At 62.5% G+C, this 14,815-nt stretch carries 13 protein-coding genes; 4 read left to right on the plus strand and 9 right to left on the minus strand.

Features of this window, described 5'->3' with window-relative positions; genetic code table 11:
* The first annotated feature begins 210 nt into the window (after nucleotides 1–210).
* The 4 genes from JOD78_RS09740 to JOD78_RS09755 all read left to right on the plus strand — a co-directional run bounded on the left by JOD78_RS09740 (nucleotide 211) and on the right by JOD78_RS09755 (nucleotide 6,835).
* Nucleotides 211–3,195 carry a ribonucleoside-diphosphate reductase subunit alpha gene (locus JOD78_RS09740; protein WP_134221192.1) on the plus strand — a complete coding sequence of 995 codons (2,985 nt, stop codon included), beginning with the start codon at nucleotides 211–213 and terminating at the stop codon, nucleotides 3,193–3,195.
* A gap of 212 nt (nucleotides 3,196–3,407) precedes the next feature.
* On the plus strand, nucleotides 3,408–4,574 hold the full coding sequence (locus JOD78_RS09745) for a ribonucleotide-diphosphate reductase subunit beta (protein ID WP_209568201.1): 1,167 nt from the start codon (nucleotides 3,408–3,410) through the stop codon (nucleotides 4,572–4,574).
* Between the two features lie 503 nt (nucleotides 4,575–5,077).
* Nucleotides 5,078–5,971 (plus strand): histone H1-like repetitive region-containing protein, encoded by an 894-nt coding sequence (locus JOD78_RS09750; RefSeq protein ID WP_204726174.1) that lies wholly within the window; start codon nucleotides 5,078–5,080, stop codon nucleotides 5,969–5,971.
* Nucleotides 5,972–6,295: 324 nt separating this feature from the next.
* Nucleotides 6,296–6,835, plus strand: coding sequence for a YggT family protein (locus JOD78_RS09755; protein WP_121042598.1), 540 nt, complete (start codon nucleotides 6,296–6,298; stop codon nucleotides 6,833–6,835).
* A 79-nt stretch (nucleotides 6,836–6,914) separates the two neighbouring features.
* Here JOD78_RS09755 and JOD78_RS09760 read toward each other — a convergent pair whose 3' ends face one another.
* From JOD78_RS09760 to JOD78_RS09800, 9 genes are all read right to left on the minus strand, one after another.
* A complete protein-coding gene (locus JOD78_RS09760; protein WP_209568198.1) occupies nucleotides 6,915–7,508 on the minus strand; it encodes a peroxiredoxin in 594 nt (197 codons plus the stop codon).
* A gap of 73 nt (nucleotides 7,509–7,581) precedes the next feature.
* Nucleotides 7,582–8,517, minus strand: coding sequence for a carbohydrate kinase family protein (locus tag JOD78_RS09765; protein ID WP_034333773.1), 936 nt, complete (start codon nucleotides 8,515–8,517; stop codon nucleotides 7,582–7,584).
* 136 nt (nucleotides 8,518–8,653) lie between these two features.
* Nucleotides 8,654–9,943, minus strand: coding sequence for a DUF3426 domain-containing protein (locus JOD78_RS09770; RefSeq protein ID WP_209568196.1), 1,290 nt, complete (start codon nucleotides 9,941–9,943; stop codon nucleotides 8,654–8,656).
* Nucleotides 9,944–9,946: 3 nt separating this feature from the next.
* Entirely contained in the window at nucleotides 9,947–10,861 is a 915-nt protein-coding gene (gene prmA, locus JOD78_RS09775; RefSeq protein WP_209568193.1) for a 50S ribosomal protein L11 methyltransferase, read from the minus strand.
* Between the two features lie 66 nt (nucleotides 10,862–10,927).
* Nucleotides 10,928–12,307 carry an acetyl-CoA carboxylase biotin carboxylase subunit gene (gene accC / locus JOD78_RS09780; RefSeq protein WP_034333769.1) on the minus strand — a complete coding sequence of 460 codons (1,380 nt, stop codon included), beginning with the start codon at nucleotides 12,305–12,307 and terminating at the stop codon, nucleotides 10,928–10,930.
* A 117-nt stretch (nucleotides 12,308–12,424) separates the two neighbouring features.
* On the minus strand, nucleotides 12,425–12,898 hold the full coding sequence (gene accB / locus JOD78_RS09785) for an acetyl-CoA carboxylase biotin carboxyl carrier protein (protein ID WP_121042608.1): 474 nt from the start codon (nucleotides 12,896–12,898) through the stop codon (nucleotides 12,425–12,427).
* Nucleotides 12,899–13,021: 123 nt separating this feature from the next.
* On the minus strand, nucleotides 13,022–13,459 hold the full coding sequence (aroQ, locus tag JOD78_RS09790; RefSeq protein ID WP_121042610.1) for a type II 3-dehydroquinate dehydratase: 438 nt from the start codon (nucleotides 13,457–13,459) through the stop codon (nucleotides 13,022–13,024).
* A gap of 131 nt (nucleotides 13,460–13,590) precedes the next feature.
* Nucleotides 13,591–14,112: a TlpA disulfide reductase family protein gene (locus JOD78_RS09795; protein ID WP_121042612.1), complete on the minus strand. Its 522-nt coding sequence runs from the start codon at nucleotides 14,110–14,112 to the stop codon at nucleotides 13,591–13,593.
* 3 nt (nucleotides 14,113–14,115) lie between these two features.
* A complete protein-coding gene (locus JOD78_RS09800) occupies nucleotides 14,116–14,757 on the minus strand; it encodes a hypothetical protein (protein ID WP_121043074.1) in 642 nt (213 codons plus the stop codon).
* Nucleotides 14,758–14,815: the final 58 nt, after the last annotated feature.

Consider the following 14,815-nt stretch of genomic DNA (forward strand, 5'->3'; position numbering starts at 1 on the left):
CGACAACGCCCCCGGTTCTCCTTCTTTTAATTCCGTTCCACACATCAGTTTCAAGCAGTTTTGCGTCAGCATGAATGTCCACGCAAGGGACAGTCATTGTGGGACGCTTCCGCCGTTCGCGGGTCCTTTGCCGTTCGGGGCCCGGATGAAGTTATTAGCAACGCAGGTGGCAACCCCCGGCCATCTGCCCCATGTACCCCAGGAGGCTAAGTGCGCTCAACCCAAGAAATTTCCGTCAAATCGCCCGCTCCGTTCGGCACCTCTGCCGAGCTGGAAGGTTCCGCTGAAGGCCAGGCCATCGTGTCCCAGACCGCTGGCCTGGGCGAATACCGCATCATCCGCCGCAATGGCGCGGTGGTCGGTTTCGAGCCCTCCAAGATTTCCATCGCCGTGACCAAGGCCTTCCTGGCCGTCAACGGTGGCCAGGGTGCCGCTTCGGCGCGCGTGCGCGAGATGGTCGAGCAACTGACCACCAACGTGGTGTCGGCGCTGGTGCGCCGCCAGCCCACCGGTGGCACCTTCCATATTGAAGATATTCAGGATCAGGTCGAGCTGGCCCTGATGCGTTCGGGCGAGCATGACGTCGCCCGTGCCTACGTGCTGTACCGTGCCAAGCGCATGGAAGAGCGAGCCCAGCAAGGCGCCGCCACCAAGACCGAAGTGGCCGCACCGCAACTGCACGTGACCGAAGACGGCCAGAGCCGTCCGCTGGACATCAACGAAGTCCGTTCCCTGATCGCCGCTGCCTGCGTCGGCCTGGAATCGCACGTCGATGCCGACGCCATCCTGTCCGAAACCGTCAAGAACCTGTACGACGGCGTGCCCGTCGAAGAGCTGTACAAGTCCGCCATCCTGGCTGCCCGCGCGCTGATGGAAAAGGACCCTGCTTACAGCCAGGTGACTTCGCGCCTGCTGATGCACACCATCCGCAAGGAAGTCTTCGGCAAGGAAGTGGCCCAGGCGGACGCCCCGGCCGAGTACCTGGAATACTTCCCGCAATACGTGAAGAAGGGTATCGAAGCCGAGCTGCTCGACACCAAGCTGGCCCAGTTCGACCTGGCCAAGCTGGCTGCCGCCATCAAGCCCGAGCGCGACCTGCAGTTCGGCTACATCGGCCTGCAGACCCTGTATGACCGTTATTTCCTGCACATCGGCGGCACCCGCATCGAGATGCCCCAGGCGTTCTACATGCGTGTGGCGATGGGCCTGGCACTGAACGAAATCGACCGCGAAACCCGCGCCATCGAGTTCTACGACCTGCTGTCCTCGTTCGACTTCATGAGCTCGACCCCGACCCTGTTCAACTCGGGTACCCAGCGTTCGCAGCTGTCTTCCTGCTACCTGACCACGGTGGCCGACGACCTCGACGGCATCTACGAAGCCATCAAGGAAAACGCCCTGCTGGCCAAGTTCGCCGGCGGCCTGGGCAATGACTGGACCCCGGTGCGTGCCCTGGGTGCGCACATCAAGGGCACCAACGGCAAGTCGCAAGGCGTGGTCCCCTTCCTGAAGGTGGTCAACGATACCGCCGTGGCGGTCAACCAGGGCGGCAAGCGCAAGGGCGCGGTCTGCGCCTACCTGGAAACCTGGCACATGGACATCGAGGAATTCCTCGAACTGCGCAAGAACACCGGCGACGACCGCCGCCGCACCCACGACATGAACACCGCGAACTGGATTCCCGACCTGTTCATGAAGCGCGTGATGGAAAAGGGCGAGTGGACCCTCTTCTCGCCCTCCGACACCCCGGACCTGCACGACAAGTTCGGCCGTGCCTTCGAAGAAGCCTACACCGCCTATGAAGCCAAGGCCGCTCGTGGCGAGCTGAAGCTCTTCAAGAAGGTGCAAGCCAACGACCTGTGGCGCAAGATGCTGTCGATGCTGTTCGAAACCGGCCACCCGTGGATCACCTTCAAGGATCCTTGCAACATCCGTTCGCCGCAGCAACACGTGGGCGTGGTGCACAGCTCCAACCTGTGCACCGAGATCACCTTGAACACCAACGAGAGCGAGATCGCGGTCTGCAACCTGGGTTCGGTGAACCTGCCGGCGCACCTGGTCAATGGCGAGCTGGACCATGCCAAGCTGCAAAAGACCATCCGCACCGCCATGCGCATGCTGGACAACGTCATCGACATCAACTACTACGCCGTCAAGAAGGCACGTGATTCCAACCTGCGCCACCGTCCGGTGGGCATGGGCATCATGGGCTTCCAGGACTGCCTGCACATCAAGCGCGTGCCGTACGCCTCGATGGACGCCGTCGAATTCGCCGACCGCTCCATGGAAGCCGTCTGCTACTACGCCTACATGGCTTCGACCGAACTGGCCGAAGAGCGCGGCCGTTACGCTTCCTACCGCGGTTCGCTGTGGGATCGCGGCATCCTGCCGCAAGATTCCCTGAAGCTGCTGGCGCAAGAACGCGGCGGCTACCTGGAAACCGACAGCACCGAGACCCTGGACTGGGCCGCCCTGCGTGCACGCATCGCCGAACACGGCATGCGCAATTCGAACTGCGTGGCCATCGCCCCGACGGCGACCATCTCCAACATCATCGGCGTGTCTGCTTGCATCGAGCCGACCTACCAGAACCTGTACGTGAAGTCGAACCTGTCGGGCGAATTCACCGAGATCAACGAGTACCTGGTGCGCGACCTGAAGGCCCGTGGCCTGTGGGACGAAGTCATGGTCGCCGACCTCAAGTATTTCGACGGCAGCCTGGCCAAGATCGACCGCATCCCGCAAGACCTGCGCGACATCTACGCCACCGCCTTCGAAGTGGATCCGTCCTGGCTGGTGGAAGCCGCCTCGCGTCGCCAGAAGTGGATCGACCAGGCCCAGTCCTTGAACATCTACATGGCCGGTGCTTCCGGCAAGCGCCTGGACGAGACCTACAAGCTGGCGTGGCTGCGTGGCCTCAAGACCACCTACTACCTGCGCACCATCGGCGCGACCCACACCGAGAAGTCGACTTCCCGTGCTGGTGCACTGAACGCCGTGGCCGTTGATGGCGGCGCCGGTGCCATGGCCTCGGCTTCCGGTACGGCCGTGCCGGCCGCACCGATCGCTTCGGCGGCTGCTGCCTCGGCTGCCTACGTGATGCCGACCCCGGGTGCTTCGATCGAAGCCGATGGTCCGGTCTGCACCATGCGTCCGGGCGATCCGGGCTTCGAAGAGTGCGAGGCCTGCCAGTAAGCAATCCGGGCAGGGCCGGGACGGCCTGCTGATGAGGATGATCCAAGGTCATCCGAGATGACGGCAGCAACACTGCCCCAAGTCCTGCCCACCCTAGCCGGCGCATCGCGGTGAACTTCACCGGATGCGCCGTTGTCACCTGATAGACACCCGCCGCGCCATGGTCATGCGACCTCGCCGGCAGCTACCGATAAAGTAAAGAGGAACCACAGATGCTTTCTTGGGATGATGAAGTCAAGCAACCGGCCCAGGCGCCGCGCACCCCCAACCTGCAGCCGCAACTGCAACCGGCCTTCGGCCAGTCCAATGCTGCGCTGAACCCGGCACTGATGGCCGGCAACAGCGAGCAGGTCGACACCACCCGCCGCGTCAATGCTGCCGACAAGCGCATCATCAACGGCCACACCGACGTCAACCAGCTGGTGCCCTTCAAGTACAAGTGGGCCTGGGACAAGTACCTGGCCGGCTGCGCCAACCACTGGATGCCGCAAGAGATCAACATGCAGCGCGACATCGAGCTGTGGAAGAACCCGAACGGCCTGACCGAAGACGAGCGCCGTCTGGTCAAGCGCAACCTGGGCTTCTTCGTCACCGCCGACTCGCTGGCCGCCAACAACATCGTGCTGGGCACCTATCGCCACATCACCGCACCGGAGTGCCGCCAGTACCTGCTGCGCCAGGCTTTTGAAGAAGCGATCCACACCCACGCCTACCAGTACATCGTCGAATCGCTGGGCCTGGATGAAGCCGAGATCTTCAATGCGTATCACGAGGTCGCATCGATCCGCGACAAGGACGAGTTCCTGATTCCCTTCATCGATACGCTGACCGATCCCGAGTTCAAGACCGGCACGATGGAGAATGACCAGGAGCTGCTGAAGTCGCTGATCGTCTTCGCGTGCATCATGGAAGGGCTGTTCTTCTACGTGGGCTTCACGCAGATCCTGGCACTGGGTCGCCAGAACAAGATGATGGGCGCGGCCGAGCAGTACCAGTACATCCTGCGTGACGAATCGATGCACTGCAACTTCGGCATCGACCTGATCAACACCGTGAAGATGGAGAACCCGCACCTGTGGACTCCGGAGTTCCGCGACGAAATCAAATCGTTGTTTTTACGCGCGGTGGAGTTGGAATATCGTTACGCAGAGGATACAATGCCGCGAGGCGTGCTCGGGTTGAACGCTACCATGTTCAAGGGCTACCTGCGATTCATCGCAAACCGCCGCGCACAGCAAATCGGATTGGACCCGCTGTTCGCACAAGAAGAAAATCCGTTCCCGTGGATGAGCGAGATGATCGACTTGAAGAAGGAGCGCAACTTCTTTGAGACCCGTGTCATCGAATACCAAACCGGGGGCGCACTGAGTTGGGAATGATGTGCAGTCTTGAAGTTCTCTTCATCGAGACATGATGCACAACAGGAGCCGGGTAGCTTGCAAGATGCCCGGCTGCTGAAACGGAAAAGGCCTACGCCAAATTAATGAACAGTCAGAGACCGAATCAATCTTCTCTGTTATCGCCGCTTAACCCCATCTTGTCGGGTCAGGCGGCTTTTCCTTTGAAAAACACCAAGGTTTTTCAGGAACGCGATTCCGACGCTAGCGTTTGAACACGCTGGCGTTTTTTTTGGTGTCGCGCCTGCTCCCGTAGTCGCATCTTCCTGCGCCATTGCGCGGGCACTACCGGAGGGGCGTCGCCAAGATAGCTGAAGCGCTGCATAGGTGAGGGGATGCAGCAGTTCAGCTGGTGCCGAATTCATTAGCGCAAGCCACAGGCGGCTTGTGCCGATGAATAGCTCGCCCGCGTCATCGCGATGTCGCGTGCGGGTTGCTTATATCAAGCTTGATTTTTTCCATTCACGTGAAGAAGGAGAAACAAAATGGCAACAGCAGCAAAGAAGACCGCGGCGAAGAAGCCGGCGGCAAAGAAGGCGGCAGCCGCCAAGGAAACCACCAAGAAGGTAGCCGCGCCCAAGGCCGCAGCCGCCAAGAAGACCGTGGCCAAGGCCGCCGCCAAGCCGGCAGCTGCCAAGAAGGCAGCCGCTCCGAAGGCAGCAGCGAAGAAGGTTGCAGCCCCGAAGGCAGCCGCAAAGAAGACCGCAGCTCCGAAGGCAGCCGCAGCGAAGAAGGTTGCAGCTCCGAAGGCAGCAGCCAAGAAGACCGCAGCTCCGAAGGCCGCCGCAGCGAAGAAGGTTGCAGCTCCGAAGGCAGCAGCCAAGAAGACCGCAGCTCCGAAGGCAGCCGCAGCAAAGAAGGTTGCAGCACCGAAGGCAGCAGCCAAGAAGGTTGCAGCGCCGAAGGCCGCCGCCAAGAAGGCAGCCGCTCCGAAGGCAGCAGCGAAGAAGGTTGCAGCTCCGAAGACAGCAGCCAAGAAGGTTGCAGCGCCGAAGGCCGCCGCCAAGAAGGCAGCTGCTCCGAAGGCAGCCGCAGCGAAGAAGGTTGCTGCACCGAAGGCAGCAGCAAAGAAGGTCGCAGCGCCGAAGGCCGCCGCCAAGAAGGCAGCTGCTCCGAAGGCAGCCGCTCCCAAGGCCGCAGCAGCCAAGAAGGTTGCAGCACCGAAGGCAGCTGCTCCCAAGGCCGCCGCCAAGAAGGTAGCCGCACCGAAGGCCGCAGCGCCCAAGGCAGCTGCAGCACCGAAGGCAGCCGCCAAGAAGGCCGCCGCTCCGAAGAAGGCAGCCGCCAAGCCGGCAGCCGCCGCCGCAGCACCGGCCGCCAAGACCGTGCTGAACCCGGCCGCTGCATGGCCGTTCCCGACCGGCGCTGGCCGTCCGTAAGATCGGCGTGCGTCTAGTCTGATCCCCTCAGACTGAAGGCCGCTGTATGGCATTGCGCCATGCAGCGGTTTTTTTATGCCTGCGGGAAGGGCCTTGCCGCTCCCGCACCGCCGCTCCCGACGATGATGAAGGACTGTATCTCTGCTCTGGCATTCCGGCACAATGGCACAATATATGAAAGCTCAGGTGTGCTCGCACGCGGCGCTAACGCTTGCCTGCGCGACCACCTCGCCGCGGGCAGCACGCAGCACGCAGCAGACAGCGATTGCGCAGCGACCGCTTGCCCACTAGTATGTGCCCTGCCTCTCACTGATGGAGATCCCTGTGCTGCATAGTATTTTCACGATGATCGTCAACGCCGTCGCCAGCATCCTGGCCGGCGTCCTGCTGCTGCGCTTCTGGATGCAGGTAGTGCGCGTACGTCCGCCGCAATCGGTGGGTCAATTCGTCTACCAGCTCTCGGACTGGCTGGTGCTGCCGCTGCGCCGGGTGATGCCGGGCGGCCGCCATGACTGGGCCAGCCTGCTGGGGGCCTTCCTCATCGTGCTGCTGTCCATCATCGCCATCCTGGGCTTTCAGAGCGGTTTCGACTTCAAGCTCATCTTCCTGGTGGCACTGGAGCGCTTCTTTGAATGGATCTGCTACGGCTTCATGGCCACGCTGATCATCGAGGCCGTCTTCAGCTGGGTCAATCCGCACGCACCGCTGGCCCCCTTCGTGCGGGCCCTGAACGATCCGCTGCTGCGTCCGCTGCGCAGGATCATCCCGCCCCTGGGCGGCGTGGACCTGTCGCCGCTGGTCCTGCTGATCCTGCTGCAGATCGCGGTACGCGTGGTCAGTGGCCTGCTCTTCGGCGGATTCTGACCAGACCGCCGGGTTTGCCTCCACGTGAAAAGAGCCGGACATCCGGCTCTTTTTTCATCTGCACGCGGCAACAAGGCAATCAGCGCTTCTGCCTGGCCGACCACTGCTCCAGTGCCTGCATGGTGTTCTCCACATGCTTTTCCGGATTCATGTCGGTGTACTCGTAGAGGATCGCATGGTCCGGCGTGATGACGTAGGAGGTACGGCTGGCATAGCCGGTGACCTTCATGAACTGCGCGTCATAGGCCTTCATGATCTTCTTGTCGACATCGGCCGCCACCGCGAACTTGCTGCGGCATTCGCTGACCGAGAACTTGTTGAGGGTTTCGATGTTGTCGCCCGACACGCCGATGACGGTGGCCCCCAGCGCCTTGTAGCGATCCACGGCTTCCGCAAACAGGTGCGCTTCGATGGTGCAGCCGGAGGTGAAGGCGGCCGGATAGAAGTACAGCACCACCGGACCTTTCTTCAGCGCTTCCGACAGCGAGAAGGTCGACACTTGTCCGCCCAGCGAACTCGGTGCGGAGAACTCGGGGGCCTTGTCGCCCGGCTTGAGAGCGGCCACTGCACCCTGAGAACACAGCACTGCCCCCAGCAGGAGCGAGGCACCACACCAGCGGCGCAGGCGCGCGGCCGCATCGGCCGTGAGGGAAAACGAGGAAGGGTTCAGCATGGCGAATCTCCTTGATGATGCAGGAAGCCGGCATCGCGCATGAGTCGCTGCGCGTCAACGGCAGGGAAGCCCATCAGCCGAAGCGATAGCCGAAGGCCTTGTGGAAGCGCTCTTCAATCTCCGCCTTGGACGGCGCATGGTTCTGCGGACCTTGCGAAGCGATCTTGATGGAACCCATCAGGCTGGCCAGGCGGCCGGTGGTTTCCCAGTCATAGCCTTCGGTCAGGCCGAACAGCATGCCGGCGCGGAAGGCATCGCCGCAGCCGGTCGGATCGGCGATCTTGTCGGCCTTCACGCAGGGGATGGCGTGGTGCTTGCCGTCCACGAAGATGTCGGCACCCAGCTCGCCGCGTGTGACCACCAGGGCCGTGACGCGTTCAGCAATCTGCGCCAGCGACAGCCCGGTGCGCGCGGTCAGCAGTTCGGCTTCGTAGTCATTGACCGCGACATAGGTCGCCAGGTCGATGAAGTTCTTGAGGTCATTGCCATCGAACATCGGCATGCCCTGGCCCGGATCGAAGATCAGCGGGATCTTCAGTTCAGCCGCCTGCTGTGCGTGCTGCAGCATGCCGTCACGGCCATCGGGCGCGACGATGGCGAACTTGACCGCACCGGCGTCAGCGACCTTGTTCTCGTGCGACCAGGTCATGGCACCCGGGTGGAAAGCGGTGATCTGGTTGCTGTCGGCGTCGGTGGTGATGAAGCACTGCGCGGTGAAGGAGGATTCGATCTGGCGCACGCATCGGGTCGAGATGTCCAGGGCGGCAAAACGCTCCATGTAGGGTGCGCTGTCCAGACCGACGGTGGCCATCACGATCGGTTCGCCACCCAGCAGCTTGAGGTTGTAGGCGATGTTGCCGGCACAGCCGCCGAACTCGCGGCGCATGGTGGGCACCAGGAAGGAGACGTTGACCTTGTGCAACTGGTCAGCCAGCAGGGCTTCAGCGAAACGGCCCTCGTATTGCATGATGTTGTCGTAAGCGAGGGAACCGCAGATCAGGGAGCTCATGGCGTGGTCGGGACAAGTGAGTGAATGATGCCGCATTGTAGAAGAAAAGCGGCGTGCAGTCCGAACCTGACGCAAGTCGTTTCGAGTTCAGGCCGGGCAGTGATGATCGGTGACGATCAGCCGGGATGAGTCCGGGTCAGGGATAGAAGAGATAGATCCGATAACCCGAGACCAGCGCATCCTTGAGCTCGAAGTTGAGCTTGATCTGCTGCTCGCTCTCGGGCCCGATGCCACGGTCGACCTGCGCCGGGTCGGCCAGATAATCGCGCGGGCGGAAGACGCGCCGCACCACCGCCTTCTCGTCGTCATTGTTGAGCGTAAGTTCAATATGCGGCCAAGCCTGGGCGCTGGTGCCGCGATTGCGCATCACCAGCGAGAGCGCATACACGTTCTGGTTGGGTGGCACCACCTGCAGTTCGTTGGATTCCAGCGAGAGGCGCTCGATCTCGGTGGGCAGGCCCACGGTGCAATGGAAAGCCACGCACATGCCGTTGAGCATGGGGCGCAGCTGCGGCACGGAGGCGGCCAGCGGATTGCGCCAGTAGTAGAGCGATTGCAGCAGCAGTACCGGCACCATCACGCCGGCCAGCACCATCATCACCATCTTCATGGCCTGGCTGATGCGCGCGCGGCGCTCGGCACGCTTGACGAAGCCGGGTTCGTCGGCGGGCTCGTCGTCTTCCGCTTCCGCTTCTTGTGCGTCGGATTTTTCTCCATCGCCGGGGAAGCCGTCCTTGGCATCGGCCACATCATGCAACACCGGCTCGTCGTCGATACGGAAGACGGCGGCCACCTCGGGCGGCGCGGCAATCTCGTCGGACTCGGCCGAGGAGCGGCGCAGCAGCGCTCCGCTGTCGGGGCCATCCTCTTGCGGCGGCATCGGGCTGCTGGCTTGATCCTCGGGACTTGTCTTGTCCACAGGCACAGCGGGTTTGAAGCTCGCACCAAGATCCGGGAGGTAGCCCGGACTGGTTGGCGAGCGGAACACCTTGGGCTCGGCAATGACCGGGATGGCGGCAGGCAAGGGAGCCGGCGCAGCAGCCTGGACGGGCTCGGCTGCCGACATTGGCTGCGGCGCAGGAACGTTCACCTCGGGGACGGGCGTTTGCGCAGGGGGAACGAAGGGAGGCTGTTGCGCGGTCAGCGGCGCGCCAGTTCGTTCATAGGGGCTGTTAGCGGGGGGCGTCGGGACGGAGGAGGACGAAGCTGCCGGCGCAAACACCGGTGTCGCCATCCCGGCCTGGGCTTTGCTGCCTGGTGCCGGCTGGTAGTGGCCGTCGGCCACGCTGGCCTCGACCAGGAATTCGTTACCGTTGAAGACCTGGCGGCAATTGCCGCAGCGGACCAGTCCGCCGCGCAGTTTGAGCTGGTCGCTGGCGACCCTGAAGATGGTCAGGCAGTGCGGACACTGGGTCGCCAACGCCATGGATTACTCCGGCAGGCGGCCTGCCAGGGCCACCCAGCCTTCATGTTCGGCCCAGACGGACAGGGCGATCCAGGGCGCGTAGGCGTTGATGACTTCTTGCGCCTGGCGATCCAGCACGCCCGAGAGCACCAGCGAACCGCCGGCGCGCACGCGGCCGGCCAGCATGGGGGCCATCAGTTGCAGGGGGCCAGCCAGGATGTTGGCCACCACCACGTCGAAGCGCTCACCTTCCGGGTGGGCTGCAGCGAAGGGTTCCGGCAGGTAGTAAGTCGCGCTGCAGTGGTTGCGTTCGGTATTGTGCTGGGCTGACTCCAGCGCCTGCGGATCGATGTCCACCCCGATCACCTGCGGCACGCCGATCTTGGCGGCCACCAGGGCCAGGATGCCCGAGCCGCAGCCGTAGTCCAGCAGGGTTTGGGCCTGGGTGGCATTGGCTTCCAGCCACTCCATGCACAGCCGGGTGGTCGGATGGCTGCCGGTGCCGAAGGCCAGGCCCGGGTCCAGTTCCAGCACCAGGGCGTCCGGATCGGCCGGTGCCTCGTGCCAGCTGGGCACGACCCAGATACGCTGGCCAATGTGGATAGGCTCGAACTGGGATTGCGTCAGGCGCACCCAGTCCTGCTCTTCCACATTGCGCGTGGCAAAGGGCAGGGCATAGTCCAGGCCGATGGCCTTGGCGGCATCCATGACGATGGTCGCGTGGTCGGCATCCTTGCCGGCCAGCGCCACCACACGGCTGCGGTCCCAGGCAGCTTCTTCCGGCTCCATGCCGGGTTCGCCGAAGAGCGGACGCTCGGCGTCCGTCCCTTCATCGGCATCTTCCACCGACACCGAGAGGGCGCCAGAGTCCATCAGGGCGTCGGACAATGCCTCCGCCTGTTCGCGCGCCACTTCGATGACGATTTCTACCCAAGCCATGCTTGCCTGCCTTTGCTGTCGTTACTGTTATTACTGTTGTTGCTGCTTTTGCTGCTGAACTGCGATTTACTTCTTGAGGGACTTGTCCGCTTCCGGCGCTGTCGGTCGTTCCGACAACTTATGTTCCAGATAATGGATATTGGTTCCGCCTTCGAAGAAACGCGCATCCACCATCAGCTCGCGGTGCAGCGGGATATTGGTCGAAATGCCTTCCACCACCATCTCCGACAGGGCGATCTGCATGCGGCGGATGGCCTGTTCGCGGGTCGCACCATAGGAAATCACCTTGCCGACCATGGAATCATAGTTGGGCGGCACGAAGTAACCCGAGTAGGCATGCGAATCAACCCGGATGCCAGGACCACCCGGCACGTGCCACGCCGTGATACGGCCCGGCGAGGGGATGAACTTGAACGGATCCTCGGCGTTGATGCGGCACTCGATGGCGTGACCCTTCAGTTCGATGTCGCGCTGGCGGTAACGCAGCTTTTCGCCGGCGGCGATGCGGATCTGTTCCTGCACGATGTCCACACCGGTAATCATTTCGGTCACCGGGTGTTCCACCTGCACGCGGGTGTTCATCTCGATGAAGTAGAACTCTTCATTTTCGTACAGGAACTCGAAGGTACCGGCACCACGATAGTTCATCTTGCGGCAGGCTTCGGCGCAGCGTTCGCCGATCTTCTCGATGATCTTGCGCGGGATGCCCGGTGCTGGCGCTTCCTCGATCACCTTCTGGTGGCGGCGCTGCATGGAGCAGTCGCGCTCGCCCAGCCAGATGGCTTGCTTGTGCTCGTCGGCCAGGATCTGGATTTCCACGTGGCGCGGATTTTCCAGATACTTCTCCATATAGACTTCCGGATTGCCGAAGGCGGCACCGGCTTCGGTCTTGGTCATGGTCACGGCATTGATCAGCGCGGCTTCGGTATGCACCACGCGCATGCCACGGCCACCACCGCCGCCGGCCGCCTTGATGATGACCGGATAGCCGATCTTGCGGGCGATCTGGACGATTTCCTTGGGGTTGTCCGGCAACGCGCCTTCCGAACCCGGCACGCAGGGCACGCCGGCACGGATCATGGCCTGCTTGGCCGAGACCTTGTCACCCATCATGCGGATGTTTTCCGCGCGCGGGCCGATGAAGACGAAGCCGGACTGTTCCACGCGCTCGGCGAAATCGGCGTTTTCCGAGAGGAAGCCGTAGCCGGGGTGGATCGCCTGGGCGTCCGTCACTTCAGCGGCGCTGATGATGGCCGGCATGTTCAGGTAGGACAGGGCCGACGGGGCCGGGCCAATGCAGACCGACTCATCGGCCAGCTTCACGTACTTGGCCTCGCGGTCGGCCTCGGAGTGCACGACCACGGTCTTGATACCCAGTTCGCGGCAGGCGCGCTGGATACGCAGGGCAATTTCGCCACGGTTGGCGATGAGGATTTTTTCAAACATAACAGGAATGAGGCGTCGCCAGGTTCAAGCGTTATAGGTTCCGGAGCCGGGCCGCGGCAGCCGGCATGTGCCGCGCGGCGGCCGTTGCTGCCAGGCCAGGGACTGCTGCGGCGGGAATCAGCCCAGCACGAACAGCGGTTGGCCGAACTCGACGGCCTGGCCGTTTTCCACCAGGATCTGCTTGACCACGCCACCCTTGTCGGCGTCGATTTCGTTGAGCAGCTTCATGGCTTCGATGATGCACAGGGTATCGCCTTCCTTGACTTCCTTGCCCACTTCGACGAAGGCCGGTGCGCCCGGTGCCGAGGAACGGTAGAAGGTACCGACCATGGGCGACTTGACGATATAGCCTTCCGGCACGGCCGGCGCCGCCGGTGCGGCAGCGGGAGCAGCAGCAGCCGGGGCGGCCGCGGCCACGGGGGCAGCGGCGGGAGCGTAGGCTTGCTGTTGCGGCACCATCACGACCTGGTTCTGGGCATTCGGGGACGACTTGACGATGCGGACCTTGCTTTCGCCTTCGGTGACTTCCAGCTCTTCGATGGCCGATTCAGCAACCAGGTCGATCAGCGTCTTGAGTTTTCGTAAATCCATTTGAATCCCTCGGAATGTAGATGAGTAGTGTTAAACGAAACGCCGGCGCTCTGTGGCGCCCGGCGGGTTCAGTCTGGGTCTTGCAGTACGTGAAGCGATCCGTTCGAAGCGGCGTGTCCGCCCTCAGGATTGACGCAGCCAGAAATCAACGGCCATACGATAGCCATCGACCCCGAAGCCGCACAGGACTGCCCGGGCGATGCCGGACAGATAGGAAAAATGCCGGAACTCCTCGCGCTGGTGCACATTGGAGATATGCAATTCCACGAAGGGAATCGCCACCCCGGCCAGCGCATCGCGCAGGGCCACGCTGGTATGGGTCAATCCACCCGGGTTGATGATGATGCCATCGACCCTCTCCAGGCGCGCCTGGTGGATGCGGTCGATCAGCGCACCTTCGTGGTTGCTCTGGAAGGTGGCCAGGGTCGCGCCGGCGGCGCGGGCCTGTTCTTGTGCACGCTGTTCGATATCGGCCAGCGTGGTGGATCCGTAGACTTCCGGCTCCCGGGTTCCGAGCAGATTGAGGTTCGGTCCATTGAGCAGGAGAAGCTGTTTTGCCATGGAGATTAAGCTCCGTTTGACGACGATGCGCGCATTTTGCCGTCAAATGCCATCATTTGGCAAGAAAAACTTTCTTTTCACGGATTTGCGTTTGCGGGCCGCCGAGGTGGCCCTGCAAGTGACTCTGCGATTCAGAGCTGTGACAGGTCGGCGCGCAGTTCATCGAACTTGATGCGGCCCAGGTAGACCTTCTTGACGTTGCCGTCCTTGCCCACCAGAGCGGTGAACGGAAGACCGCCCGCCTGATTGCCGAATTGCCGCAGCAAATCGGTGGCGCCGGTTCCGGCAACGAAGAGAGGATAGCGGATTTGGTACTTTTGCGCAAACTTGGCGATATTTTCCTGACTATCGACGCCAATTCCGAGGATTTGCACCGGCGCGATCTCCTGCTGCAAGGCCGTCAGCTCGGGCATTTCTTCCACGCAAGGGCCGCACCAGGTGGCCCAGAAGTTCAGGACCAGGGGTTTGCCCTTGTATTGCGCCAAGGACTGCGTCTGGCCGCTGGCATCCGGCATCGATTGCGACAGCAGCTTGTTGAGCGCCTGGGTCTCGGGGGAGGCGGGCGGGTTGGCGCGATGGCTGGCATAGACGCCAACACCCACGCAAACGACCGCAACCACGGCCAACAGGATCACATTTTTCAGCTTCGTCATGAATCAGTCCTCGGAGGGGGCATCGATGAGCGCTGCCAGCGCGGCCGCATCGCCGCGCTCGGGGCGCTTGCCGGGGGCGGCACGCAGGCTGCCGCGCAGGTCGTCTTCGTCATACAGGGCCAGATGGGCCAGTTCGGGGTCGGCACCGCGCTGGGGCAGCAGGAAGCTCAGGGTTTCCACCGCGTGGCCGGTGCGGAAGTGGCTGGTCTCCCCGACCTCGAAGTTCACATTCTTGTTCAGAAGGAAAATCTCGACATCCTTGGCGCTGGGGGAGAACAGCTGCAGGTGGATGTCCGAATGTTCACCTGCCGTGCCATTCCACACCGCACCAGTAATATAAGGATTGAACTGCTGCAGGTCCTGCATCAGCTGCAAGGCCACCTGGCGCAGGTGCAAGAGGCGCGCCGGCTGGGTATCGGCAAAGAAGAGTTCGTTGTAGATGCGGACTTCTTCTTCGATCTGCTCGTTATCCGGCATGATCTCGCCGCGCACCTTCTGGTTGCCCAGGATCTGTTTGGCCGCCTTGCGCTTGGCGCTGCCGTAGTCGGCGCCATCTTCGGCGATCATGCGGGCGGCGGCGGCAGCGATTTCTGCACGCAGCTGCTCGGTGGGGGAGGTGAATTCAAATTCAGACATGGGCGACATCATACTCGTTAGCAGGTGCAGCCGCCGGCTCAGGTAAAATCGCGGGATTACACCCCAA

It is taken from the genome of Herbaspirillum sp. 1130, from assembly GCF_017833835.1.
GTDB classification, from domain to species: Bacteria; Pseudomonadota; Gammaproteobacteria; order Burkholderiales; family Burkholderiaceae_D; genus Herbaspirillum; species Herbaspirillum huttiense.

What these genes read in the sequence shown, in the direction of transcription:
- JOD78_RS09745 (WP_209568201.1), top strand. Translation starts at nt 3,408, where the DNA reads ATGCTTTCTTGGGATGATGAAGTCAAGCAACCGGCCCAGGCGCCGCGC.
- JOD78_RS09795 (WP_121042612.1), bottom strand. Translation starts at nt 14,112, where the DNA reads ATGACGAAGCTGAAAAATGTGATCCTGTTGGCCGTGGTTGCGGTCGTT.
- prmA (WP_209568193.1), bottom strand. Translation starts at nt 10,861, where the DNA reads ATGGCTTGGGTAGAAATCGTCATCGAAGTGGCGCGCGAACAGGCGGAG.
- JOD78_RS09760 (WP_209568198.1), bottom strand. Translation starts at nt 7,508, where the DNA reads ATGCTGAACCCTTCCTCGTTTTCCCTCACGGCCGATGCGGCCGCGCGC.
- accB (WP_121042608.1), bottom strand. Translation starts at nt 12,898, where the DNA reads ATGGATTTACGAAAACTCAAGACGCTGATCGACCTGGTTGCTGAATCG.
- JOD78_RS09770 (WP_209568196.1), bottom strand. Translation starts at nt 9,943, where the DNA reads ATGGCGTTGGCGACCCAGTGTCCGCACTGCCTGACCATCTTCAGGGTC.
- JOD78_RS09750 (WP_204726174.1), top strand. Translation starts at nt 5,078, where the DNA reads ATGGCAACAGCAGCAAAGAAGACCGCGGCGAAGAAGCCGGCGGCAAAG.
- JOD78_RS09800 (WP_121043074.1), bottom strand. Translation starts at nt 14,757, where the DNA reads ATGTCGCCCATGTCTGAATTTGAATTCACCTCCCCCACCGAGCAGCTG.
- accC (WP_034333769.1), bottom strand. Translation starts at nt 12,307, where the DNA reads ATGTTTGAAAAAATCCTCATCGCCAACCGTGGCGAAATTGCCCTGCGT.
- aroQ (WP_121042610.1), bottom strand. Translation starts at nt 13,459, where the DNA reads ATGGCAAAACAGCTTCTCCTGCTCAATGGACCGAACCTCAATCTGCTC.
- JOD78_RS09765 (WP_034333773.1), bottom strand. Translation starts at nt 8,517, where the DNA reads ATGAGCTCCCTGATCTGCGGTTCCCTCGCTTACGACAACATCATGCAA.